Source organism: Profundibacter sp., from assembly GCF_965277155.1.
In the GTDB taxonomy this organism is placed as follows: domain Bacteria; phylum Pseudomonadota; class Alphaproteobacteria; order Rhodobacterales; family Rhodobacteraceae; genus Profundibacter.
The window spans coordinates 39,586-62,756 of the sequence record NZ_CBDIBV010000010.1 but is presented as its reverse complement, the minus strand read 5'-3'; the positions used below and the strand labels follow the sequence as shown (position 1 = coordinate 62,756).

The 23,171-nt window shown below is 55.9% G+C and carries 18 protein-coding genes; 13 read left to right on the top strand and 5 right to left on the bottom strand.

Translation table 11 applies throughout. The features are described 5' to 3' along the window. Positions 1–16 precede the first annotated feature (16 nt). The 7 genes from istA to ACQY4M_RS08140 all read left to right on the top strand — a co-directional run bounded on the left by istA (position 17) and on the right by ACQY4M_RS08140 (position 7,617). Positions 17–1,516 (top strand): IS21 family transposase, encoded by a 1,500-nt coding sequence (gene istA / locus ACQY4M_RS08170; RefSeq protein WP_428539289.1) that lies wholly within the window; start codon positions 17–19, stop codon positions 1,514–1,516. After that, positions 1,513–2,244 carry an IS21-like element helper ATPase IstB gene (istB, locus tag ACQY4M_RS08165; RefSeq protein ID WP_428539322.1) on the top strand — a complete coding sequence of 244 codons (732 nt, stop codon included), beginning with the start codon at positions 1,513–1,515 and terminating at the stop codon, positions 2,242–2,244. Before istA ends, istB begins: the two co-directional genes overlap by 4 nt. A gap of 143 nt (positions 2,245–2,387) precedes the next feature. After that, positions 2,388–2,591: an IclR family transcriptional regulator domain-containing protein gene (locus ACQY4M_RS08160; RefSeq protein ID WP_428543033.1), complete on the top strand. Its 204-nt coding sequence runs from the start codon at positions 2,388–2,390 to the stop codon at positions 2,589–2,591. Positions 2,592–2,685: 94 nt separating this feature from the next. After that, a complete protein-coding gene (locus ACQY4M_RS08155) occupies positions 2,686–3,912 on the top strand; it encodes an IS256 family transposase (protein WP_428539582.1) in 1,227 nt (408 codons plus the stop codon). A gap of 249 nt (positions 3,913–4,161) precedes the next feature. Next, positions 4,162–5,294, top strand: a protein-coding gene (locus ACQY4M_RS08150) for an IS3 family transposase (RefSeq protein ID WP_428539245.1) whose coding sequence is annotated in 2 segments (ribosomal slippage) — positions 4,162–4,414 and positions 4,414–5,294 — 1,134 coding nt in all. Because the reading frame shifts where the segments join, the coding sequence is not laid out codon by codon here. Positions 5,295–5,317: 23 nt separating this feature from the next. Next, positions 5,318–6,468 (top strand): IS3 family transposase gene (locus ACQY4M_RS08145; RefSeq protein ID WP_428544446.1). Its coding sequence is split into 2 segments (ribosomal slippage): positions 5,318–5,588 and positions 5,588–6,468, totalling 1,152 coding nucleotides; the frame shifts between segments, so codons are not numbered across the junction. A 93-nt stretch (positions 6,469–6,561) separates the two neighbouring features. Then, positions 6,562–7,617 (top strand): malonyl-CoA decarboxylase domain-containing protein, encoded by a 1,056-nt coding sequence (locus tag ACQY4M_RS08140; protein WP_428543030.1) that lies wholly within the window; start codon positions 6,562–6,564, stop codon positions 7,615–7,617. Here the strand turns inward: ACQY4M_RS08140 and ACQY4M_RS08135 are convergent. From ACQY4M_RS08135 to ACQY4M_RS08125, 3 genes are read right to left on the bottom strand one after another with little or no spacing between them, the layout of a single operon-like run. Further along, a complete protein-coding gene (locus ACQY4M_RS08135) occupies positions 7,578–8,804 on the bottom strand; it encodes an IS256 family transposase (protein ID WP_428539582.1) in 1,227 nt (408 codons plus the stop codon). The genes ACQY4M_RS08140 and ACQY4M_RS08135 overlap by 40 nt on opposite strands. Next, a complete protein-coding gene (locus ACQY4M_RS08130) occupies positions 8,801–9,505 on the bottom strand; it encodes an IS1595 family transposase (RefSeq protein ID WP_428544443.1) in 705 nt (234 codons plus the stop codon). The genes ACQY4M_RS08135 and ACQY4M_RS08130 overlap by 4 nt, the downstream gene beginning before the upstream one ends. Before the next feature lie 47 nt (positions 9,506–9,552). Further along, positions 9,553–10,203: a rhodanese-like domain-containing protein gene (locus ACQY4M_RS08125; protein WP_428543027.1), complete on the bottom strand. Its 651-nt coding sequence runs from the start codon at positions 10,201–10,203 to the stop codon at positions 9,553–9,555. A gap of 318 nt (positions 10,204–10,521) precedes the next feature. Here ACQY4M_RS08125 and ACQY4M_RS08120 point away from each other — a divergent pair, with 318 nt between their 5' ends. The 5 genes from ACQY4M_RS08120 to lpdA all read left to right on the top strand — a co-directional run bounded on the left by ACQY4M_RS08120 (position 10,522) and on the right by lpdA (position 18,450). Continuing rightward, positions 10,522–13,863, top strand: coding sequence for a DUF3971 domain-containing protein (locus tag ACQY4M_RS08120; protein ID WP_428543024.1), 3,342 nt, complete (start codon positions 10,522–10,524; stop codon positions 13,861–13,863). Beyond that, on the top strand, positions 13,863–14,930 hold the full coding sequence (gene queA / locus ACQY4M_RS08115; protein WP_428543021.1) for a tRNA preQ1(34) S-adenosylmethionine ribosyltransferase-isomerase QueA: 1,068 nt from the start codon (positions 13,863–13,865) through the stop codon (positions 14,928–14,930). The genes ACQY4M_RS08120 and queA overlap by 1 nt, the downstream gene beginning before the upstream one ends. 75 nt (positions 14,931–15,005) lie before the next feature. Then, positions 15,006–16,274, top strand: coding sequence for an MFS transporter (locus ACQY4M_RS08110; protein ID WP_428543018.1), 1,269 nt, complete (start codon positions 15,006–15,008; stop codon positions 16,272–16,274). A gap of 77 nt (positions 16,275–16,351) precedes the next feature. Further along, positions 16,352–16,924 (top strand): DUF924 family protein, encoded by a 573-nt coding sequence (locus ACQY4M_RS08105; RefSeq protein ID WP_428543015.1) that lies wholly within the window; start codon positions 16,352–16,354, stop codon positions 16,922–16,924. 119 nt (positions 16,925–17,043) lie between these two features. Beyond that, positions 17,044–18,450 carry a dihydrolipoyl dehydrogenase gene (lpdA, locus tag ACQY4M_RS08100; protein WP_428544440.1) on the top strand — a complete coding sequence of 469 codons (1,407 nt, stop codon included), beginning with the start codon at positions 17,044–17,046 and terminating at the stop codon, positions 18,448–18,450. Between the two features lie 50 nt (positions 18,451–18,500). On the opposite strand, the gene ACQY4M_RS08095 is transcribed toward lpdA, so the two are convergent. Further along, positions 18,501–18,821, bottom strand: coding sequence for a rhodanese-like domain-containing protein (locus ACQY4M_RS08095; RefSeq protein WP_428543012.1), 321 nt, complete (start codon positions 18,819–18,821; stop codon positions 18,501–18,503). A gap of 167 nt (positions 18,822–18,988) precedes the next feature. Here ACQY4M_RS08095 and ACQY4M_RS08090 point away from each other — a divergent pair, with 167 nt between their 5' ends. Then, complete coding sequence (locus tag ACQY4M_RS08090; RefSeq protein WP_428539609.1) at positions 18,989–19,645, top strand: IS1595 family transposase; 657 nt, start codon at positions 18,989–18,991, stop codon at positions 19,643–19,645. Between the two features lie 51 nt (positions 19,646–19,696). Here ACQY4M_RS08090 and ACQY4M_RS08085 read toward each other — a convergent pair whose 3' ends face one another. Continuing rightward, on the bottom strand, positions 19,697–23,038 hold the full coding sequence (locus ACQY4M_RS08085; protein ID WP_428543009.1) for a VWA domain-containing protein: 3,342 nt from the start codon (positions 23,036–23,038) through the stop codon (positions 19,697–19,699). Positions 23,039–23,171 lie beyond the last annotated feature (133 nt).

Below are 23,171 nucleotides of genomic sequence, written 5' to 3'. Positions count from 1 at the left end.
AGAGCAGGTGATATTGATGGAAAGCGTATCGAAGATCCGGCGCTGGGTGCTGGTTGAAGGGCGCAGCATCCGGTCTGTGGCGCGGGCGACGGGACTGTCGCGGAACACGATCAAGAAGTATTTGAAGGACGAGAATCCGCCGAGCTACCAGCGCCATGCGCCGCCAGTTCGGCACAAACTGTGCAATGGGTTTGATCTTCGGCTGCAGGAACTGTTTGATCAGGACTCGAGGCGACCACGCCGGGAGCGGCGGACGGCCCAGAAGCTATACGAGCAGCTTGTGGCAGAGGGCTATACCGGGTCCTATTCGCCGGTTCAGCGTTTTGTTCGTGAGTTGAAGCGCGCCGGGGCCTGTTCGGGAGATGCGTTTATCCCGCTGCATTTTGCGGCGGGTGACGCGCTGCAATTTGACTGGAGCGAAGAACGGGTCGTACTGGGTGGTGTCGAGCAGAAGGTGAAGGTCGCTCATTTCCGCCTGTGTCACAGCCGCAAGCCTTTCGTGATTGCCTATCCCGGTGAAGCCCAGGAGATGGTGCTGGATGCTTTCGTGCAGGCGCTGTCCTTTTACGGAGGCGTTCCGCGCAGGGTGATCATCGACAACCCCAAGACCATGGTGACCTACGTTTCGCGCTCGAAGGAGCGGATATTCCATCCCCGGTTCCTGGCCTTGATGAACCACTATGTGATGGAGCCGGTGGCCTGCACGCCCGCTGCGGGCTGGGAGAAGGGACAGGTCGAGAACCAGGTCCAGTTCTTGCGGGGCCGGTTGTTCGTTCCCGAACCGGCCTTTGATGATCTCGAGGCGCTGAACGCGTGGCTGCGTCTGCGTTGCGAAGATCTGGCAGAGCGTCCCCATCCCGAGCAGCAGGATCGCACGATTACCGAAGTGTTCGAAGACGAGCGCGCCGAACTGCGCCCCCTGGGTCGGGCCTTCGACGGCTACGTGGAAAAGACCGTCCGTGTCCGCTCCACCTGCCTGGTTCAATATGCCAGCAATCGCTACAGCGTGCCCTCCCGCTTTGCCGGGCATCATGTGTCGCTACGCGCCTATGCCGGCCGGATCGTGGTGGTCTCCGGTCAGGATGTGATTGCCGAGCACAGGCGTCATTTTACCCGCAATATCAGCTATTTCGAGCCCTGGCATTACGTTCCCCTGCTGGACCGCAAGCCTGGTGCCCTGCGCAATGGCGCCCCCTTTGTGGGCTGGGAACTGCCCGAGGCCATGCATCGGATCAGGGAACATTACATGGCTGGTAAAGGCGGGGATCGGGAGTTCGTCGACCTGCTCCTGCTGGCACAGGATCACGGGATCGAGGTGGTCGAGACGGCCTGCAATCTGGCGGTGGCACAAAACACCCTGCGGCTGCCCGCCATCATCAATCTGATCAACCAGTTGGTGGAACCGGTCATCACACCGCTCAGCGATGCCTGCGCTTATCCGCAGCTGACCTTGCGGCCCGAAGCCGATTGCAAACGCTATGAGACCCTGTGCTCGGCTGAGGAGGTTGCCGTATGAATGCCTTGATCGACCAACTGACAGCCCTCAGGTTGCATGGAATGGCAGCTTGCGCCCATGATCTGCTGTCCGCGCGCAAGCCGCCAAGTCTGACCACAGCGATAAGGCAACTGATCGACGCCGAGACTGTAGAGCGCCGGGTGCGCTCCATCCAGTATCAAATGAGGGTTGCGAAGTTCCCCCATCACAAGGACTTCGCCACCTTCGATTACAGCGCCGCCGCCCTCACCCAGGCCCAGATCGAACCATTCTGCACCGGCCAGTTCACAGAGGAGGCCCATAACCTCATCCTGGTGGGCGGAACCGGCACGGGCAAAACCCACATCGCCATCGCGCTGGGAACGACGCTGATCAACAACGGCAAGAAGGCGCGCTTCTTCAACGCCGTCGATCTGATCAACGCCCTGATCAAGGAACAGGCCGACGGCAATGCAGGGAAGATCATCCGGCAGCTCTCGGCTTTGGACTGCGTCATCATCGACGAGCTGGGCTACATCCCGTTTCCCAAATCCGGTGGCGCGTTGCTCTTCCATCTGATCAGCAAGCTCTACGAGAAGACCAGCATCATCATCACAACCAACCTTGAGTTCGGTGAATGGGTCTCGGTCTTCGGGGATGCCAAGATGACAACCGCCCTTCTGGATCGCGTCACTCATCACTGCAACATCATCGAAACCGGCAATACCTCATACCGGTTCGCCCAGAGTAAACGCCGTAGAAAAAACTAGCCGTTCCGCAAGCAAAGCCCCCAGACGGACTCGCTACATGAAGGCGGCCCGACTGGGGGCTTTGCGCCACAAAGGGGGGGGCAAATTTAAATGCCGAAACCGGGTCAGTTTTAAATGCTCATTGACAGTATGGGCAAAACGCGATGTACCTTATTCCATTACAAAGCAATAAAACTGCCTTCCGAACGGCCCATCCGGGTTTCACAGTGCCGCTCTATTGTACGTCCACCGGGCGTGTCTTACTGGCGTTTTGTCCTAAGGAAGAGGCAAAAGACATCATTGAAAATAGCGATCGCCAAAAGCATACACCGTTTACAATTACTGATGTAGATTTGATCATGCGGTAGTGTCGCGAGTTTGGTGGAAATTCGAGGACGGCGTAATCTCCGGGTGCATCGAAGCCACCCAACCGGCGGCTGGAACCGCCAAGGAGATCACGCCATGACAAAGAATACAGCAACATCGACATCCGCGCTACTGGCCAATGAAGCAGGCTATGACCCGATTGAAGACCGGCTGCGCCAGAACATCCGCGCGACGATCGAGGCGGTTTTCGAAGAGGAGCTGGAGCAGTTTCTGGGCCGTTGCCGGTATGGCCGCAGCGGCGGGGCAAAGGCCGGATACCGCCACGGGCATCGCGAGCGGCAACTGGTCGGAACATTTGGAACCGAAACGGTGCGCGTGCCGCGTGCGCGGATCACAGGCGAGGCCGGCAAGGCCAGAGAATGGCGCTCGAAGGCATTGCCCCGCTACCAGCGGCTGACGAAGAAGGCCGAGGCGCTGATCGCTGCTGTCTACCTTTCGGGCACCAACACACGGCGGGTAAAACGCGCCCTGTTCGGCCTGTTTCAGGGGGCGGTCAGCAAGGATGTGGTGAGCCGCGCCTGGCGCAAGGTGAAGGTGGACTGGCAGGCGTGGTGCGCCCGCAGCCTTGCGGATGAAGACATCGTGCGGCTGATCCTGGACGGCACCGTGATCAAAACGCGGATTGACAGGAAGGCCACCAATATCTCGGTTCTGGCCGCGATTGGCGTGCGCCGGGATGGGCAGAAGGTCTTGTTATCACTGATGAACATGGGCGGCGAAAGCACCTCCGCCTGGCGTCAGTTCATCAACGATCTGGATGCGCGCGGGTTGAAACGGCCCGAATTTGTCATCGTGGACGGGGCACCGGGACTTGAGGTCGCTCTCATTGCCCTCTGGGGTGAAGATCTGCCGATCCAGAGGTGCACGGTGCACAAGCACCGCAACCTTCTGGCCAAGGCACCCAAGCGTATGCATGATGAGTTGACAGAAGATTACCGCGACATGATCTACGCCAAAACACCCGAGGAAATCGCCACCCGCCGCAAGGCATTCCTGCGAAAATGGCGGCTGAAATGCAAGGCCGTCGCTGACAGCTTGGAAGAAGCAGGAGATAAGCTTTTCACCTTCACGCGTCTGCCACAAGGCCAGTGGAAATCGGCCAGAACGACAAATGCGATCGAACGCCTGAACGAGGAATTCCGCCGCCGCATCAAGACCCAGACCGTGCTGCCATGCGCCGAGACCGTGCCGATGCTGCTTTGGGCTCTGATGGCCTCGGGGCAGATCGTCATGCGAAAGGTCGATGGCTGGGAAACGCTCGCTCAGCCCGTCGCCGACGCAACCCTTGACCAAGCCGCCTGACCGGCGCATAACTCAACCCGCTCGGAGGTGCCTGAAATCAATTTCCACCACTTTCGAGACACAACCGATCATGCACGAGATATCAACTGTCATAGAAAAGGGGTTTTGCATTACCGATCAAGAACTTATTACTGCTGATATCAACATTGCCGCACCGATATATGATTCAAACGGACAGACAATAGAGGTGGTCGCGGAAATTCGGACCAGTTGTTAAGGTGGATCGACTTATGAGAAAGACGATTCAAAATGACGAAACGAAAGAACCATTCTCCCGAATTCAAAGCCCGCGTTGCGCTTGAAGCAATCCGCGAGGAAATGACGATGGCGGAGCTGTCGAAGAAGTATGGTGTGCATCCAACCCAGATTGGCACATGGAAACGAGCAGCGATTGAAAACATGGCCACGGCATTTTCCAGACGGGGCCGTGATCCTGATCGGGTTGATGAAGCCCAGATTGAGAAGCTGCACTCCAAGATTGGTCAGCTGGTCGTGGAACGGGATTTTTTAGCCAACGCCTCGCAACAGTTGCTCGGGAAGCGAGGCAAAAAATGGTGAGCCGTGAGCATGATCTGAGTGTGCGACGACAATGCGGGCTACTTTCTCTGGCGCGCTCGAACCTGTATTACCAGCCAAAAGGCGAAAGTGCTGAAAATTTGCGGTTCATGACAATAATCGACAAGCAATTCTTGCAGACGCCGTGGTATGGATCACGGCAAATGGCCCGGCACATGCAGCGCCAAGGTTACAAGTGTGGTCGCCACAGGGTCCGCCGTTTGATGCGGCTGATGCGGTTGGTTCCGATCTACCAGACGCCCAACACGAGCAAGAAACATCCGCAGCATAAGATCTACCCGTATCTGCTGCGAGACCTGACGATTGATCGTCCAAACCATGTGTGGTGCGTAGATATCACCTACATTCCGATGCAGCGCGGGTTCCTCTATTTGGTCGCGATCATGGACTGGCACAGCCGCAAGGTTTTGAGCTGGAGATTGTCAAACAGCATGGAGGCAGATTTTTGCGTTGAAGCCCTGAAAGAGGCTATGGCCAAATACGGCAAGCCCGATATCATGAACAGCGACCAGGGCAGCCAGTTCACCGGGTTTGAATGGACGCAGGCGCTGAAAGAAGCCGACGTGAAAATCTCGATGGATGGCAAAGGTCGCTGGGTCGATAACCGGATGATCGAGCGGCTTTGGCGATCCTTGAAATACGAATGCATTTACCTCAACGCATTTGAAACGGGTTCGCAGACCCGCGCCGGGATCGGGAAATGGTTGGCTTACTACAACACCGAGCGCCCGCATTCCACCCACGGAATATTGACCCCGGATGAAGCCTATGACAGAAAAACAAAACCAATGAGTTTGGCAGCCTAAATGAAACCCTGATCCATCTTAAACTGGCTGCTGACTGGTCAAAAAAGTGGGACCACCTCTATTCTCCCGAATTCAAAGCCCGCGTTGCGCTTGAAGCAATCCGCGAGGAAATGACGATGGCGGAGCTGTCGAAGAAGTATGGTGTGCATCCAACCCAGATTGGCACATGGAAACGAGCAGCGATTGAAAACATGGCCACGGCATTTTCCAGACGGGGCCGTGATCCTGATCGGGTTGATGAAGCCCAGATTGAGAAGCTGCACTCCAAGATTGGTCAGCTGGTCGTGGAACGGGATTTTTTAGCCAACGCCTCGCAACAGTTGCTCGGGAAGCGAGGCAAAAAATGGTGAGCCGTGAGCATGATCTGAGTGTGCGACGACAATGCGGGCTACTTTCTCTGGCGCGCTCGAACCTGTATTACCAGCCAAAAGGCGAAAGTGCTGAAAATTTGCGGTTCATGACAATAATCGACAAGCAATTCTTGCAGACGCCGTGGTATGGATCACGGCAAATGGCCCGGCACATGCAGCGCCAAGGTTACAAGTGTGGTCGCCACAGGGTCCGCCGTTTGATGCGGCTGATGCGGTTGGTTCCGATCTACCAGACGCCCAACACGAGCAAGAAACATCCGCAGCATAAGATCTACCCGTATCTGCTGCGAGACCTGACGATTGATCGTCCAAACCATGTGTGGTGCGTAGATATCACCTACATTCCGATGCAGCGCGGGTTCCTCTATTTGGTCGCGATCATGGACTGGCACAGCCGCAAGGTTTTGAGCTGGAGATTGTCAAACAGCATGGAGGCAGATTTTTGCGTTGAAGCCCTGAAAGAGGCTATGGCCAAATACGGCAAGCCCGATATCATGAACAGCGACCAGGGCAGCCAGTTCACCGGGTTTGAATGGACGCAGGCGCTGAAAGAAGCCGACGTGAAAATCTCGATGGATGGCAAAGGTCGCTGGGTCGATAACCGGATGATCGAGCGGCTTTGGCGATCCTTGAAATACGAATGCATTTACCTCAACGCATTTGAAACGGGTTCGCAGACCCGCGCCGGGATCGGGAAATGGTTGGCTTACTACAACACCGAGCGCCCGCATTCCACCCACGGAATATTGACCCCGGATGAAGCCTATGACAGAAAAACAAAACCAATGAGTTTGGCAGCCTAAATGAAACCCTGATCCATCTTAAACTGGCTGCTGACTGGTCAAAAAAGTGGGACCACCTCTGATAAAGTTGACATTGCAGGCAACGACAAAGACTTGAATGCATTGTGTTTAAACCTGCTAAACGTCAAAGGCGAAGCAAGTAGCGCTGCGCTTGCCCATGATATTGTCCAGATTTATGAAAGTGAAAACACCAAGGATTTAGGCCCGTTTTTCGATTTTCTTTTATCCGAGTTCGATCTTGACCCGGACCTGCTGATCAAGGCCACCAAAGCTTATAGAGACTCCCGAACTCCGGAAAACCTGAGAGCGCTGATGTTGGCGTCAGAGGCGCGGCGTCAGGATTTGTTTAGGCGCATAAACCAAGCCAGAAATGGCACAGCAATGCTGGTCGATTTCAGGGGGCGGTTGCTTGCCCGGTTGCAGGACAATTCGGACTGGAAACGCATTGATCTGGACCTGAGACATTTGTTGTCCTCATGGTTCAATCGTGGCTTTCTGCGTGTTTCCCGTATTGACTGGCATTCGCCTGCAACCATTCTTGAAAAGATCATGCGGTATGAAGCTGTGCACAAAATGTATGGGTGGAATGATCTACGCCGTCGGTTGGCCGATGACAGGCGGTGCTATGCTTTCTTTCACCCCGCTTTGCCGGATGAGCCGCTGATTTTCGTCGAAGTTGCCCTGGTTCAGGGTTTGGCAGGTTCGGTTGCTGGTATTCTGGATAAAGAAGCGGCAATCAATCCAGGTGAACAACAAGACACGGCCATCTTTTATTCGATTAATGATTGCCAGATTGGTCTTAGAGGGATTTCGTTTGGCGACTTCCTTATCAAGCAAGTCGTGGCGGAAATCCAAAAAGAATTACCAAACATCAACACGTTCTCGACACTCTCTCCCATCCCCGGTTTCCGAGAGTGGCTTTCAAGGGAAATGGTTGATGACGCAAGTACCCTCCTTGATGCTGCGGGCAAAGCCTTTTTGTCAGAGGTCGATGGGGGAGAGTGGAGAAGTGACGAGCAAAGCATTGCGCAGATTAAACCAGTGGTTGTGTCTCGAAAGTGGTGGAAATTGATTTCAGGCACCTCCGAGCGGGTTGAGTTATGCGCCGGTCAGGCGGCTTGGTCAAGGGTTGCGTCGGCGACGGGCTGAGCGAGCGTTTCCCAGCCATCGACCTTTCGCATGACGATCTGCCCCGAGGCCATCAGAGCCCAAAGCAGCATCGGCACGGTCTCGGCGCATGGCAGCACGGTCTGGGTCTTGATGCGGCGGCGGAATTCCTCGTTCAGGCGTTCGATCGCATTTGTCGTTCTGGCCGATTTCCACTGGCCTTGTGGCAGACGCGTGAAGGTGAAAAGCTTATCTCCTGCTTCTTCCAAGCTGTCAGCGACGGCCTTGCATTTCAGCCGCCATTTTCGCAGAAATGCCTTGCGGCGGGTGGCGATTTCCTCGGGTGTTTTGGCGTAGATCATGTCGCGGTAATCTTCTGTCAACTCATCATGCATACGCTTGGGTGCCTTGGCCAGAAGGTTGCGGTGCTTGTGCACCGTGCACCTCTGGATCGGCAGATCTTCACCCCAGAGGGCAATGAGAGCGACCTCAAGTCCCGGTGCCCCGTCCACGATGACAAATTCGGGCCGTTTCAACCCGCGCGCATCCAGATCGTTGATGAACTGACGCCAGGCGGAGGTGCTTTCGCCGCCCATGTTCATCAGTGATAACAAGACCTTCTGCCCATCCCGGCGCACGCCAATCGCGGCCAGAACCGAGATATTGGTGGCCTTCCTGTCAATCCGCGTTTTGATCACGGTGCCGTCCAGGATCAGCCGCACGATGTCTTCATCCGCAAGGCTGCGGGCGCACCACGCCTGCCAGTCCACCTTCACCTTGCGCCAGGCGCGGCTCACCACATCCTTGCTGACCGCCCCCTGAAACAGGCCGAACAGGGCGCGTTTTACCCGCCGTGTGTTGGTGCCCGAAAGGTAGACAGCAGCGATCAGCGCCTCGGCCTTCTTCGTCAGCCGCTGGTAGCGGGGCAATGCCTTCGAGCGCCATTCTCTGGCCTTGCCGGCCTCGCCTGTGATCCGCGCACGCGGCACGCGCACCGTTTCGGTTCCAAATGTTCCGACCAGTTGCCGCTCGCGATGCCCGTGGCGGTATCCGGCCTTTGCCCCGCCGCTGCGGCCATACCGGCAACGGCCCAGAAACTGCTCCAGCTCCTCTTCGAAAACCGCCTCGATCGTCGCGCGGATGTTCTGGCGCAGCCGGTCTTCAATCGGGTCATAGCCTGCTTCATTGGCCAGTAGCGCGGATGTCGATGTTGCTGTATTCTTTGTCATGGCGTGATCTCCTTGGCGGTTCCAGCCGCCGGTTGGGTGGCTTCGATGCACCCGGAGATTACGCCGTCCTCGAATTTCCACCAAACTCGCGACACTACCTCACTGTTGTTGAAACGCCACTCGCATTCCTTCAAATATAGCCCAAATTGGGCCTTGGGGACACCGTTAAATCGGCGCATGTAGCGCTTGGCTTGGTTCCAGAAATTCTCGATGCCATTGATGTGGTTGTGACGGTCTGCAAAGAGCTTGGAATGGTTGATGCGAAAGTGGTGGAAGTCTGACACATCCAGCACATTATAACCGCGCCAACAATCGGAATAGACGATGGAATCCGGCACGACTTTGCGCTCTATGATCGGGATCAGAGTGGCGGATTTGGCGTCCGGGATGATCTTGGTGTAAACCTTCCCACCCCTTTTTAATATACCAAAAACGGGAATTTTACCTGCCGCACCACGCCCGCGTTTACCTTTGCGTTTGCCGCCAAAGTAGCTTTCGTCCACTTCTATTTCTCCGCCGAACATAGCTTGGCTTTCCGCCTCCAGCTCATAGGCGATTATCTCGCGCAGGCGTAGAAAATAAAACGCTGCGGTCTTGCGGTTTACACCACACAAACTGGCTGCTGTTCGTGCTGTCGATCCCGAAACAAAATGCTCCGTAAGACGGTCTTGCTTGTAGTGGCTCAGGCGACTCTTTCTCATGCTTCCCATCATAACCTCTTTTTAGGTTATCTGGGTCAGCCCCAATCTTAATTAGGAACTTCGACAGTAAAGCCCATGCTTACCCAGCTTTGCATGCCACCACGGTAATAGTGGAGCTTTTCCGCTGGGTAGTTGATGGCGAGCAAATTGCGAATGGCAGTTGGCGATTGACCACACCAGGGACCATTACAAAACAACAGCAAATCTTTGGGATCAGAGAATTCCCAATTGCCATCCGCAGACTGTTTTCCGCTAAGCATAACCATCAGGGAGTCGAAAAATGCATTGTCCGGGCCGGGCACAAAAGCATTGAATGGTAGGTTTACGGCACCGGGAATAGTGCCTTTGGCATACCAGTCGCTTGTGCGGGAATCGATCAGAAAACCATGTCCCTGGTTGACCTTTTCCTGCAGAAAGGACAACAATTCCAGCTCGCCGTATGTATTGACGCCCTCATGGATGGTTATGGGCTGAACGCAAAACTCGGGGCAGGGACGGGATGTTAATGCGTAGGCATCCGGTATTCTTGCATTCGGATCCTGGTCCCGGCTGATAGCATATGTGTTTCCGTTAAAGCCGTACTCCACTTTCATGATTTCGTTTGTAATGCGCACATCTTGTGCTGATGCCTGTAGCGCCCCACCAAATAAGGTCGTCACAATTGCTGCCATAAGATGACCCGCCAGTAGTTTATTCATAATTGAGTTTCCTTACTCACTACACATTCAATACTGTGAATGTATTTCGCAGTCGCCCTAAGATCGACAAATGCTGTCATGATTGCGAAAGAATTGTGATAATATTTGGGCATATTGGGTAATGGCTGGTTGTAGGACGTTTTCAGCTATAATTTTGGGGCGATCCTGGCATTATCAGGGGCGTCATCGGCGGTTATTAGCAGCCTGATAATTTGCATTGCATATTTGTGGTTCAGTTTTACCCGGTTAACGGCTTAGAAAGGGGACGGGGGACGGTGGGGGATAATACCTGCCACCAAGAGGGCACGAAACGGTTAGATGAGCGAAGAGCAAGCCACAGATACGCAGGCCTTGGATGTAAAGGCTGGCAAAGCAGAGCGCCGCAAACGTCGCAGGCGGCGGGTTGGGTATTGGCTGTGGGGATCGGCCAAGCTACTGATCTTGCTGGTTGCTGTGGGTTTGATCATTTTTGCAATGTCGGGGAAATCCATTCGTGCCCCGGAGTGGATGCAAGTGCGAATTCTGAACCAGCTGAATGCGGTTGTCTCGGACGGGGACGTAGCGTTTGAAGCCATCGGTTTGCATTTTGAAAAAGGACTAAAGCCCACTATCACCGTAAAGGGCCTTGTTCTGCGTAATGCCAAGGATGCGGTGATCGCGCGGGTTGCAATGGCCAGCGCTTCGTTGTCCCCCAAGGCGCTGATCCAGGGTGAAATCAGGCCAACGGATTTGCGATTGGATCAGGCTTCGGTGACATTGCAGCGGGCAAGGAACGGGCAATTCGATCTGGGGTTTGGCGTTGACGTAACGGGGGGAAGTCCGGATGCGAATACCACGGAAACCAAAACACTGGGGCAATTGCTGGACGGGGTGGACAAGGTTTTTGAAACGCCAGTTCTGGGAACAATCGAAACGGTTGAACTGACCCATCTTATCCTGAATTTTTCGGATGCGCGGGCGCGTCGTGGCTGGTTGCTGACCGAGGGGCGTATGCAGATGCAGCAGGACGCCGAAAAGGTTGCGATCAGCGTTGGATTTTCGCTGAATTACGGGGCGGCGCAACCGGCGACTATCGCCCTGAATTTCGACACCCAAAAAGGATCGGCGGTGGCCGGTTTCGGTATCAAGGTTGATCAGGTCGCCGCCCGTGATCTGGCCAGCCAGCTGCCTGCGCTGGCCTGGCTGGGGGTGTTGGATGCCCCCATTTCCGGGGCCATGCGGGCCAAGATTGGCGAAGATGGCTTGCTGGGGCAAATGGATGGCACGCTGGAAATCGGCCAGGGATCCCTGCAACCTATTGAAGAGGCCCGCGCCATCGCCTTTGAATCCGGGCGTGCCTATTTCGGCTATGACCCAAAGACACAGCGTATCCGGTTTGACGAATTGTCTGTGCAGACCGGGGCAGGCAAACTGGTTGTCGAGGGGCAGGGGTATCTGCGCGATATGGTGAACGGTGTGCCTGCTGTGATGCTGGGGCAGTTTCAAATTCAGGAATTGTCGGTCAATCCCGAAGGTGTTTTTGCTGCCCCTGTGGCCTTTGCCGGCGGGGCGCTGGACATGCGTTTGCGGATTGATCCATTCAAACTGGACATTGGTCAGGCGGTGCTGCGGGATGGGGACAACAGCTATCTGGTTAATGGGCTGGTGACAGCGGACAACGCGGGCTGGCATCTGGCGATGGATGCCAGTGTGGATGCGATTGAACCAAAACGGCTGGTGGGATTGTGGCCGCTTAAGGTGGTGCCAAATACGCGCGAATGGATCGACGAGAACGTGAATTCCGCCGAAATCTTCAATGTTAACGGGGCTGTACGGGTGAACTCGGGCGAAAAACCGGTGTTCGGCATGGGGTTCGAATTTCAAAATGCAAATGTGCGTTACATGGACCATCTGCCGGTGGTGGAAAACGGTGCAGGCCACGGAACCATTGCCGACAATGTGCTGACGGTTGTGGTGGACCGTGGCGATGTGACCGCGCCCGAGGGCGGAGTGATGGATGCCACGGGCACGGTTTTCCAGATCCCCGACATTGACATCAAAGGCCCCCCCGCCGTGATTTATCTAAAGGCAAAGGGGCCGATCCATGCCGCAATGTCGCTGCTGGATCAAAAACCGTTCAACATCATGTCCAAGGCAAATCAGCCGGTTGATCTGGCCACAGGCCGGATTGCGCTGGAGGCGGAAATCCATTTGCGGCTGGTCAAAAAGATCGAGGTCGAGGATGTGGATTATGATGTCACTGCCACCCTGACCAATGTGCGCAGCGACAAGCTGGTTTCGGGGCGGGTACTGACGGCCAAGGAATTATCCTTGGTCGCCAACCCTGATGATGTTGAGATTTCCGGTGCTGGCCTGTTGGGGAAATTACCGGTGCAGGGCGCCTGGCATCAGAAACTGGGTAAGGAATTTGCCGGCCAATCGCGGTTGGAAGGCACAGTTGAATTGTCGCAGCGTTTCATTGACGAATTCGGTATTGGCCTGCCCAAAGGCAGCGTGACAGGGGCTGGTCGTGGGCAGATAACGATTGATCTTCGGCGGGGCGAAGCCTCGAAATTCCGGCTGGTGTCGGATTTGAAAAATGTCGGTATGCGGATCAGAGATCTGGGCTGGGTGCTGTCGAAAAACCGTACAGGCAAGCTTGAGGTCGTCGGCACTCTGGGCACACCACCGCGCATCAGCAAACTGTTGATCGAAGGTGCGGGCTTGCGGGCCGAAGGCAGCGTGAAACTGACCGCGGCCGGGGATCTGGAAATTGCCAAATTCTCGCGGGTAAAGCTGGCCGGATGGCTGGATGCGCCGGTGGAATTGATCGGACGCGGGCGGGGGGCAACGCCATCGGTGCGCTTGACTGGCGGGGTGGTGGATACGCGTAAGGCGGCCTTTGGCAGCGGTGGTGGATCGGCCCCGACAGGGGCGGGGGGATCATTGACTGTGGCACTGGACCGGTTGATCGTGTCCGAAGGCATCACCCTGACCGGATTTCGCGGCACATTCACCCGCCGCAACGGCTTTAGCGGCGACTTTACCGCGCGGGTCAACGGTAAGGCGCCGATCTCGGGAATTGTGGCGCCGTCCAAAGGCGGTAGCGCGTTCCGGATCAAATCCAAAAATGCAGGCGCGGTGTTCAAGGCGGCGGGGGTGTTGGAAACTGTGCGCGAGGGCACGATGGATCTGACGCTGGTGCCGCGCAAAGGATATGAAGGGCAATATAACGGTCGTCTGGAAGGCAAATCCATCAAGATACGCGGCGCACCGGCGATGGCCGATTTGCTGGGGGCAATCAGCGGGGTTGGGTTACTTGAGCAGTTGAATGGCAACGGCATCTTTTTCACCGACTATCAGGCGCGGTTCCGGTTGACACCAACGCAGGTGATCATCATTTCCAGCAGCGCGGTCGGGGCCTCGATGGGGGTGTCGATGGACGGGTATTACAACCTTGGGCCTGACACGCTGGACATGCAGGGGGTGATTTCGCCGATCTATTTTGTCAATGGCATTGGCCGGATTTTCACCCGCAAGGGCGAAGGGTTGTTCGGCTTTAACTACCGCATGGTTGGCAAGGCGTCTGATCCTAAAATCAAGGTGAACCCGCTGTCGATCCTGACGCCCGGCATGTTCCGCGAATTGTTCAAACGCCGGCCCCCGAAAGTTGCCCAATAATGAAGCTGTCCGATTTCGATTTTGATCTGCCTGACAATCTGATTGCCACCCGTCCGGCCCGTCCGCGCACATCCGCGCGGATGCTGGTTGTGCATGGCGATGAGATGCAGGACAGGACGGTGGCCGATCTGCCGGATCTGTTGCGCGCGGGGGACCGGCTGGTTCTGAACGATACCAAGGTCATTCCGGCGCGCCTGTTCGGATTGCGGCATCGCGAGTCCGCACAAGGGAAGGTTTCTGCGAAAATCGAGGTGACTTTGCTGGAGCCACAGGCCGGTGGCGACTGGATGGCACTGGTCAAGCCGTTGAAAAAGCTGAAGGTTGGCGAGGTTGTGGTGTTTTCGGATGCCCTGTCCGCCACTTTGTTCGACAAGCCCGAAGGCACGGCGATTTTAGGCTTCAACCTGACGGGTGATGATTTTGACGCGGCCTTGGCCGAAGCGGGGGCGATGCCACTGCCCCCCTACATTGCCGCCAAACGTCCGGCTGATGCCCAGGACAAACAGGATTACCAGACGGTGTTTGCCCGCCACAAGGGTGCTGTGGCGGCCCCCACCGCGTCCTTGCATTTCGACGATGATCTGCTGGCGCGGATTGCCGCCAAGGGGGTGGATTTCACTCATGTCACGCTTCATGTTGGTGCGGGCACCTTTCTGCCAGTCAAGGTGGATGATGTCAGCCAGCACAAGATGCATTCGGAATGGGGGCACGTCAGCCAGCAAGCGGCGGACGAGGTGAACGCGACACATGCCAGCGGCGGGCGGGTGATCCCTGTGGGCACCACGGCGCTGCGGCTGATCGAAAGTGCGGCGGATGAAAGTGGTCAGTTGAATGCATGGCGCGGCAGCACCGATATTTTCATCCGGCCCGGTTACAGGTTTCGGGTGGCCGATGCCTTGATGACCAATTTCCATTTGCCCAAATCCACCCTGATGATGCTGGTTTCGGCATTGATGGGCACTCAGCGGATCAAGGACATCTATCAGCACGCAATCCAAAGCGGCTATCGCTTCTTTTCTTATGGGGATTCGTCGATTTTGTTTCCCAAAGGTAAAACCCGACGTTAAAGGGTCGCCACGGGCACAGCGAATCCATTTCAGAACCGCCACGCTCGGACATTAAGAAACACGCGGAGAAGTCTTATGTTACAGGTGCTGAAAAGCTCGTGGGCGTTGCTGCTGGGTATTCTGTTGCTGATGATCGGCAACGGGTTGCAAGGCACATTGCTGGGGGTGCGCGGAAACCTCGAGGGGTTTTCGACTGTCACCATGTCGATTGTGATGTCGGCCTATTTCCTTGGCTTTCTGGGCGGCTCGCGCATGACACCGATGATGATCCGGCGGGTCGGGCATGTGCGGGTGTTTGCGGCGCTTGCGTCGTTTATATCGGCGGTGCTGATCCTGTACCCGGCCATTGCCCATCCGGTGGCCTGGGCGCTGGGACGGGTGGTGATCGGGTTTTGCTTTTCCGGCGTGTATGTGACGGCTGAAAGCTGGCTGAACCATTCGGCCAGCAACGAAACCCGCGGGCAGGCGCTGTCGCTTTATATGATCGTGCAGATGGCGGGGGTGGTGACGGCGCAGGGGTTGTTCGTGCTGGGCGATCCGTCAGGCTATATACTGTTCATTATTTCCTCGGTTCTGGTGTCGGTTTCATTCGCGCCGATCCTGCTGTCGATCAGCCCGACACCGGCCTTTGACACCACCAAACCAATGAGCCTGCGGGAATTATACCACCTGTCGCCCCTTAGCTGTGTGGGCATGTTCATGCTGGGCGGGGTATTTTCGGCGCAATTCGGCATGGCATCAGTTTACGGATCCTTGGCGGGGTTTACGCTGGGGCAGATTTCGATGTTCATTTCTGCAATGACAATTGGCGCGTTGCTGTGGCAGTTCCCGATAGGTTGGGTCTCGGACCGGATGGATCGCCGCGTTCTGATCATAGGGATTTCCGTTGTTGGCGGTGTGGCGGCGGTGTTGGCGTATCTGTTTCAAAGCCAGTTTGCCTTGCTGCTGGTCACGTCCTTTATCGTCGGCGGTATGGCCAACCCGCTCTATGCGCTGCTGATTGCCTATACCAATGATTTTCTGGAACACGACGACATGGCTGCCGCTGCTGGCGGGCTGGTGTTTATCAACGGGCTGGGGGCGATCACCGGCCCGCTGATCACCGGTTGGTTGATGGGGATGATCGGGCCGGGTGGGTTTTTTGTATTTCTGGCCTGTTTGCTGATTTCGCTGGCGTTATACGGGGCTTACCGGACGACCCAGCGCGCGGCCCCCTCGGTCGAAGACACGGGCAGCTATTCACCAATCCTGCCGTCGGCCTCGCCCGTGGCTGTCGAATTGGCGCAAGAGGTGTTTATCGACACGGCACTGGAGGAAGAGAGCAACAATTCGGCGCAAGAATGAAAAAGAATGTTGCCAAACTGCGAAACTTTTGTAACGGTCCGATTCATCCGGTAAGCATGTGTTATAGGAGTGTCCCTATGCTTAGCCCCAATGAAGTGACTGATTTCTGGCTTAACGAGGTTGGGCCAAAAGGTTGGTATATGATGGACGAGGCGCTGGATACCAAAATCCGCAGTCGTTTTCAGGGGGCATGGGAAGCTGCCCGCGATGGTGCTTATGCCGACTGGAAACTGCGCCCCGCAACATTATTGTCTTATCTGATCCTGCTGGACCAGTTCCCGCGCAATATGTTTCGTGGTTCGGGGCAGGCGTTTGCCATCGATAAAATGGCACGCTGTGCAGCGAAAAAGGCGATTGATAGCAAATGGGATATGAAGGTGAACGAGCCTGAACGGCAGTTCTTTTATCTGCCCTTGATGCATTCCGAATGTCTGGCCGATCAGGAACGCTGTGTGCGCCTGATGAAAACGCGGATGCCGGATAGCGGGGAATCCAACTTGCGGCATGCCAAAGCACATCGCGAAGTGATCCGCCGGTTCGGGCGATTCCCTTACCGTAACGAAGTTCTGGACCGCCGTGATACCGCACCCGAGGTGGCATTTCTGGATCAGGGCGGCTATGGTACAGTGATCCAGGCTATTCAAACCTGATATAATTTCCATTAATTGCAATTACTTGGACCCTTTTCAGGGGGTTTCAAAAGCTGCGCATTGATGCTGTGTTCTGGATAGTTTAATATCAAACTAGTTTATCAGCCGGAGAGATGCAGATGCCCGCAAATGCGAAATCGGAAACCTATGATGTGATTGTTGTTGGCGCAGGGCCGGGGGGCTATGTCGCCGCCATTAGGGCAGCGCAGTTGGGGCAAAAGGTGGCCATTGTCGAACGCGAGCATCTGGGCGGTATCTGCCTGAACTGGGGCTGTATCCCCACCAAGGCGCTGTTGCGCTCCAGCGAGGTTTATCACCTGATGCAGCGGGCCGGAGAATTCGGGCTGTCGGCGCAAAAGACCGGCTTTGACCTGAAGGCGGTGGTGAAACGCTCGCGCGATGTGGCGGGGCAGTTGTCCTCGGGCATTGGTCATCTGATGAAAAAGAACAAGATCACCGTGGTGATGGGCACCGCCACCCTGCCGGCCAAGGGCCGCGTTTCGGTGAAAACCGACAAGGGTGTGCAGGAACTGGCAGCGAAAAACATCATTCTGGCCACCGGTGCGCGGGCGCGGGAATTGCCGGGGCTTGAGGCGGATGGCAAGCAGGTCTGGACCTATAAACACGCGCTGAACCCGCCGCATATGCCCAAAAAGCTGCTGGTGATCGGATCGGGTGCGATTGGCATCGAATTTGCCAGTTTCTATAACACTCTGGGCGCGGAAACCACCGTGGTCGAGGTGATGGACCGCGTGTTGCCGGTCGAGGATGCCGAGATTTCCAAATTTGCGAAAAAGCAGTTTGTGAAACAGGGCATGAAGATCATGGAAAAAGCCATGGTCAAGAAGCTGGATCGTGCCAAGGGCAAGGTGACCGCGCATATCGAGGTCGGCGGCAAGATTGAAAAGCATGACTTTGACACGGTGATTTCCGCGGTCGGGATTGTCGGCAATGTCGAAAATCTGGGGCTGGAAGCGCTGGGTGTGAAACTGGACCGCAGCCATGTGGTGGTGGATGAATATTGCCGCACCGGTGTGGATGGTCTGTTCGCGATTGGCGACATCGCTGCCCCGCCCTGGTTGGCGCATAAGGCCAGCCATGAAGGGGTGATGGTGGCGGAACTGATTGCGGGTCAAAAACCGCATGCGGTGCGTCCCGAAAGCATTGCCGGTTGCACATATTGCACGCCGCAAGTGGCATCTGTGGGCTATACCGAGGCCAAGGCCAAAGAGCTGGGGTATGACATCAAGGTCGGGCGTTTTCCCTATATCGGCAACGGCAAGGCGATTGCCCTGGGCGAGGCCGAGGGGATGGTTAAAACCGTCTTTGATGCCAAAACCGGCGAATTGCTGGGGGCGCATATGGTCGGGGCCGAGGTGACGGAACTTATCCAAGGGTATGTAATCGGACGGCAGCTGGAAACCACCGAAGAAGACTTGATCCGCACCGTATTTCCGCACCCGACCCTAAGCGAAATGATGCACGAAAGCGTGCTGGATGCCTACGGGCGTGTGATCCACATGTAACAAAGGCAGCCCCAAAGGGCCGCCTATTTCACGGTATATTCAGGGCGAAATCAGGCGCGAACGATTTTGCCGCCTGCGTTGGCCCAATTGCCCAGGCCACCCAGATTATGCACGGTCTGATAGCCCATTTGCTGCATTGCACGCACAGCCATGCCCGAGCGTGCGCCGGTGGCGCAATAGATGCCGACTGGCTTGTTTACATCCAGTTCCGGCAGCACTTCGGGGCTGCGCGGATCGGTTTTCATCTGGAACGAAACCAGCGGCAGGTGGATCGCCCCTTCGGCCTTGCCGGTCTGGGCCAACTCGTTTGCGTCACGCACATCAAACAGTATCATTTCCCCGTCAGCCACCTGCTGAATCGCATCGGTCATCGAAAGCTGCGGCCCGGCGGCGTGGTTGAAAAGGTTAAACATGGTTTGTCCTGTCCCGTTTGGAATGGAATTACTGTTGGCCGCTATATATATTCAGCAAACGGAATATAACAAGGGGCAATTAGGGGCTGACCCAGATAACCTAAAAAGAGGTTATGATGGGAAGCATGAGAAAGAGTCGCCTGAGCCACTACAAGCAAGACCGTCTTACGGAGCATTTTGTTTCGGGATCGACAGCACGAACAGCAGCCAGTTTGTGTGGTGTAAACCGCAAGACCGCAGCGTTTTATTTTCTACGCCTGCGCGAGATAATCGCCTATGAGCTGGAGGCGGAAAGCCAAGCTATGTTCGGCGGAGAAATAGAAGTGGACGAAAGCTACTTTGGCGGCAAACGCAAAGGTAAACGCGGGCGTGGTGCGGCAGGTAAAATTCCCGTTTTTGGTATATTAAAAAGGGGTGGGAAGGTTTACACCAAGATCATCCCGGACGCCAAATCCGCCACTCTGATCCCGATCATAGAGCGCAAAGTCGTGCCGGATTCCATCGTCTATTCCGATTGTTGGCGCGGTTATAATGTGCTGGATGTGTCAGACTTCCACCACTTTCGCATCAACCATTCCAAGCTCTTTGCAGACCGTCACAACCACATCAATGGCATCGAGAATTTCTGGAACCAAGCCAAGCGCCACATGCGCCGATTTAACGGTGTCCCCAAGGCCCAATTTGGGCTATATTTGAAGGAATGCGAGTGGCGTTTCAACAACAGTGACCCTTCAGCTCAGTTATTGCAGCTAAGACAATGGGTTAAGCGTTACTTGAAGTAGTTATCTGGGTCAGCCCCGGCAATTTATTACATCACCCCTTGTTTTATTTCTCTACTCCACCTTCAGCGGGATGGTGGCCAGCACCTTGTTCAGCGGGCCATAGATATAGCGGATCTCGTAATCCCCTGCGACCATCGGCGCATATAACGTGGCAGGCGAGCCACCGGCGACACTGGCAAAGGCCTCGGCGCTGTCGGACCCCGGTTTGGCAATGATGATAGTATCACGGCGATGGGCCGGCCCCTCCCATGTGACCTGAACCGTATCACCGCGGGCGGCTGTATCGGCAGCCTGAAGGCTGGCGGTCATAGGCACCACATCCAAGGGCGCGGCCGCAAGGATTTTACGCTCATTGTCCTTTTGGATATAACGCAACTCGTAAGGGCCGGGGGCTGCCGGGATGTCGATCTCGATGGTGTTGGCGTCACTATTGCTAAGATAGGCATAGGTTTCTTCTTCGTTCACGCCCATGGCCGCAAGCGCAATCGCGATATAATCATCGCCACCGGGACCATCCCATGTCACCAACAATTTGCCACCGGCAGGGGCTGGGCTGGCGAATTCCAGCGTGGCCTTGACCGGTTCGACCACCAGTTCCTGAACCGCAAGGATTTTACGCTCATTACCCTTCTGGATATAGCGCAACTCGTAAGTGCCGGGTGTGGTGGGGGTGTCGATTTCCAGAGTGTTCCCATCACCATTGCTCAGATAAGCGTATGTGACTTCTTCGCCCACCTTCATACCGGGTTGGGCGATGGCAAGGTAATCGTCATCACCGGGCCCATCCCATGTGACCACCAGCTTGCTGCCGGCAGGGGCAGGGCTGGCGAATTCCAGCGTGGCCTTGACCGGTTCGACCACCAACTGTTCGGCGGCAAGGATTTTCTTCTCGTTGCCTTTCTGGATATAGCGCAATTCGTAGGTGCCTGGCGTTGTGGGGATGTCCACCTCTAGCACATTGCCATCGCTGTTGTTGACATAGGCATAGGTCACTTCCTCGCCCACCTTCATACCGGGTTGGGCGATGGCAAGGTAATCGTCACCACCGGGCCCATCCCATGTGACAGCCAGCTTGCCACCGGCAGGAGCAGGGCTGGTGAATTCCAGTGTCGCGCTAACCGGTTCGACCACCAACTGTTCGGCGGCAAGGATTTTCTTCTCGTTGCCCTTCTGGATGTAGCGCACTTCATAGGTGCCGGGGGTGGTGGGGATTTTGATGTCCAAGGCGTCCCCATCGCTGTTGCTAAGATAGGCATAGGTGACTTCCTCGCTTACCTTCATACCGGGTTGGGCGATTGCAAGGTAGTCGTCACCGCCGGGCCCGTCCCATTTCACAGTCAGCGTGCCACCGGCAGGGGCAGGGCTGGCAAAGGTCAGCGTGGCCATGACCGGCACAACCTGCACCTCTTTCGTGGCCAGAATAATGTTGTCGCTGCCATTCAGGATGTAACGGATTTCATAGGTTCCCGGTGTGGTGGGAACCTCGATTGTGGCAACATTGCCTTCGCTGTTCTTGGTATAGGTATAGGTGATTTCCTCGTTCCCCTTGCTACCCGGTTTAGAGAGCGCGATGTAATCACCGCCGCCGCTGATCTGTCTGTCCGGTCCTGTCCAGGAAACATCCAGCGTGCCGCCAGCCGTGGCGGGGCCTTGGAAATTGACTGTGGCCGTCACCGGTGTCACCACCAGTTCCTGTTTAGCAAGCACGCGGTTGTTATCGCCGTTCAGCACATAACGCACCTCGTAGGTGCCGGGGTGGACCGGTGCAACCAGTTCAACCGTCATGTTTTCGCTGTCCTTGGTGTAGGCATATGTGATTTCCGAACTGGCCTTGCTGCCGACTTCGGAAATCGCGATATAATCACCGCCGCCGCTGATCTGTTTGTTCGGGCCTTTCCAGACAACCTTGAAGGTTTCACCCACTTCGACTTGGTCTTTGGCAATCAGGCTGGCTTCGACTTCGCTAACCTCAATGCTGTGACGGGCCAGAATATTGGCGTGCACAAGGGCGTCCTGAAGCCGTACCTCATAGGTGCCGGGTTTGGTGGAGGCGGTCATTGTTGCCTTGGTGTCGGGGTATTGGTCGGCGTAAAGATAGGCGACGTGATCGTTCGAACTGTCGCCGGGTTTGGCCATCGTAATGATATAGCCCTTGTTGGTGGGCGATTTCCATTCCACATCGAAAGCGGTCCCGACCGACACTTTGTCAGGGGCAGTTATGTCAAAGGTAAATTCGGTGACCTTGATCGTCTTGCGCGCCAGGATATCGCCGTTCCCTGTCGAGGTCTGATAGCGTAGCTCGTAAATACCGGGGGTGGTCGGAAGCCGCATCTGCGCGGTGTTGTTGGCATTCTGGTCAACATAGAAATAGATGTTTACGTTCGCGACGCCTTCGGCTGTGCCATCCTGTGGATTGGCAAGCGCAATCACATCGCCGGATTTGTTGGGGCCGCTCCAGTTCACGGTGATCTCGCTACCGGCGGTGGCCTTGTCCGGCGCGTCAATCGAGGCTTGCGGCAGCAGTTTGGGCAATTCCAGATAGACTTTCTGTGCCTTGTCCGCGACGGTGAAATCCAGTTCTGCATAGGCTTCGTCCTCGGGGCGCAAGACCTCGACGTGGCCCTTGCCGGGCAGAAATTCCATCCCGAATGAATTTTCATGCGGCTGTGTGTCGATAAGGGTCTGGCCCTCATAGGTCAGGGTCCAGATCAACTGGTCCTGAATAATCTTGTCAGTGCCCTTTTCCACAACACCAAAACCGATGCCAACGGGTTTGGGTTCGGCCACGACCTGCAACGCATCGGCCAGTTCAGCCGCGTTGCTGGCGGTGCGGAATGTGCCGCCGGTTTCTTCGGCAAGGCACTGTAATTCGGCCTTGTCTTGCGGGTTGGAAACATCAAACCCGATCACATGCGCGGTGAAATCAATGCCCGCTTCTTCCAGCTTGCGGCCCACTTCGCAGGGGTTCAATTCGCAGGTCTCGCGGCCATCCGATATCAGAATGACGGTGGCTTTTTCCTCGGTGTATTTCAGCGCCTCGGCGGCCTGAATCACAGCGGCGGACAGCGGCGTTTTGCCCTTGGGCTTGATCGCGTTCACAGCAGCGGCGATCGCATCGCGGGTGCCGGTTCCGGGCTGGATCACGGTTTCGATATCGCTGCAATCACCCTTGCGGCGGTGGCCGTATACCGTCAGGCCAAGTTCCTGATCCTCGGGCAGGGTGGCCAGCAATTTGCCGATCACATCCTGCGCAATGGTAATCTTTGCCTTACCGTCAATTTGTCCCCACATTGAACCGGACGCATCCAGCACCAGAATGGCACGGGGATTTTCCTGTGCTTGGGCGAAAAAGGGAAGAAGGCAAAGAAGGGCGGCAAAAATATGCTTGAGCATGGTGTGATTCCACTGTGAATTTGATCTTTGACCCGATGGTAATCAGATTACCCAAGGTAAAGGTAGTATGGAATTCCATTCCTTCGGCGTTGTTCCGTCTTTGTTCTTGCTTTTTCATTGGCCTTCTGTGCAT

Bases quoted from the DNA above. Each gene is read 5' to 3' on its own strand.
- ACQY4M_RS08095 (WP_428543012.1), bottom strand. From the start codon at position 18,821: ATGACCGATGCGATTCAGCAGGTGGCTGACGGGGAAATGATACTGTTT.
- ACQY4M_RS08160 (WP_428543033.1), top strand. From the start codon at position 2,388: ATGTACCTTATTCCATTACAAAGCAATAAAACTGCCTTCCGAACGGCC.
- ACQY4M_RS08135 (WP_428539582.1), bottom strand. From the start codon at position 8,804: ATGACAAAGAATACAGCAACATCGACATCCGCGCTACTGGCCAATGAA.
- ACQY4M_RS08105 (WP_428543015.1), top strand. From the start codon at position 16,352: ATGCTTAGCCCCAATGAAGTGACTGATTTCTGGCTTAACGAGGTTGGG.
- ACQY4M_RS08125 (WP_428543027.1), bottom strand. From the start codon at position 10,203: ATGAATAAACTACTGGCGGGTCATCTTATGGCAGCAATTGTGACGACC.
- ACQY4M_RS08085 (WP_428543009.1), bottom strand. From the start codon at position 23,038: ATGCTCAAGCATATTTTTGCCGCCCTTCTTTGCCTTCTTCCCTTTTTC.
- queA (WP_428543021.1), top strand. From the start codon at position 13,863: ATGAAGCTGTCCGATTTCGATTTTGATCTGCCTGACAATCTGATTGCC.
- ACQY4M_RS08110 (WP_428543018.1), top strand. From the start codon at position 15,006: ATGTTACAGGTGCTGAAAAGCTCGTGGGCGTTGCTGCTGGGTATTCTG.
- lpdA (WP_428544440.1), top strand. From the start codon at position 17,044: ATGCCCGCAAATGCGAAATCGGAAACCTATGATGTGATTGTTGTTGGC.
- ACQY4M_RS08120 (WP_428543024.1), top strand. From the start codon at position 10,522: ATGAGCGAAGAGCAAGCCACAGATACGCAGGCCTTGGATGTAAAGGCT.
- ACQY4M_RS08130 (WP_428544443.1), bottom strand. From the start codon at position 9,505: ATGAGAAAGAGTCGCCTGAGCCACTACAAGCAAGACCGTCTTACGGAG.
- istB (WP_428539322.1), top strand. From the start codon at position 1,513: ATGAATGCCTTGATCGACCAACTGACAGCCCTCAGGTTGCATGGAATG.
- ACQY4M_RS08155 (WP_428539582.1), top strand. From the start codon at position 2,686: ATGACAAAGAATACAGCAACATCGACATCCGCGCTACTGGCCAATGAA.
- istA (WP_428539289.1), top strand. From the start codon at position 17: ATGGAAAGCGTATCGAAGATCCGGCGCTGGGTGCTGGTTGAAGGGCGC.
- ACQY4M_RS08090 (WP_428539609.1), top strand. From the start codon at position 18,989: ATGAGAAAGAGTCGCCTGAGCCACTACAAGCAAGACCGTCTTACGGAG.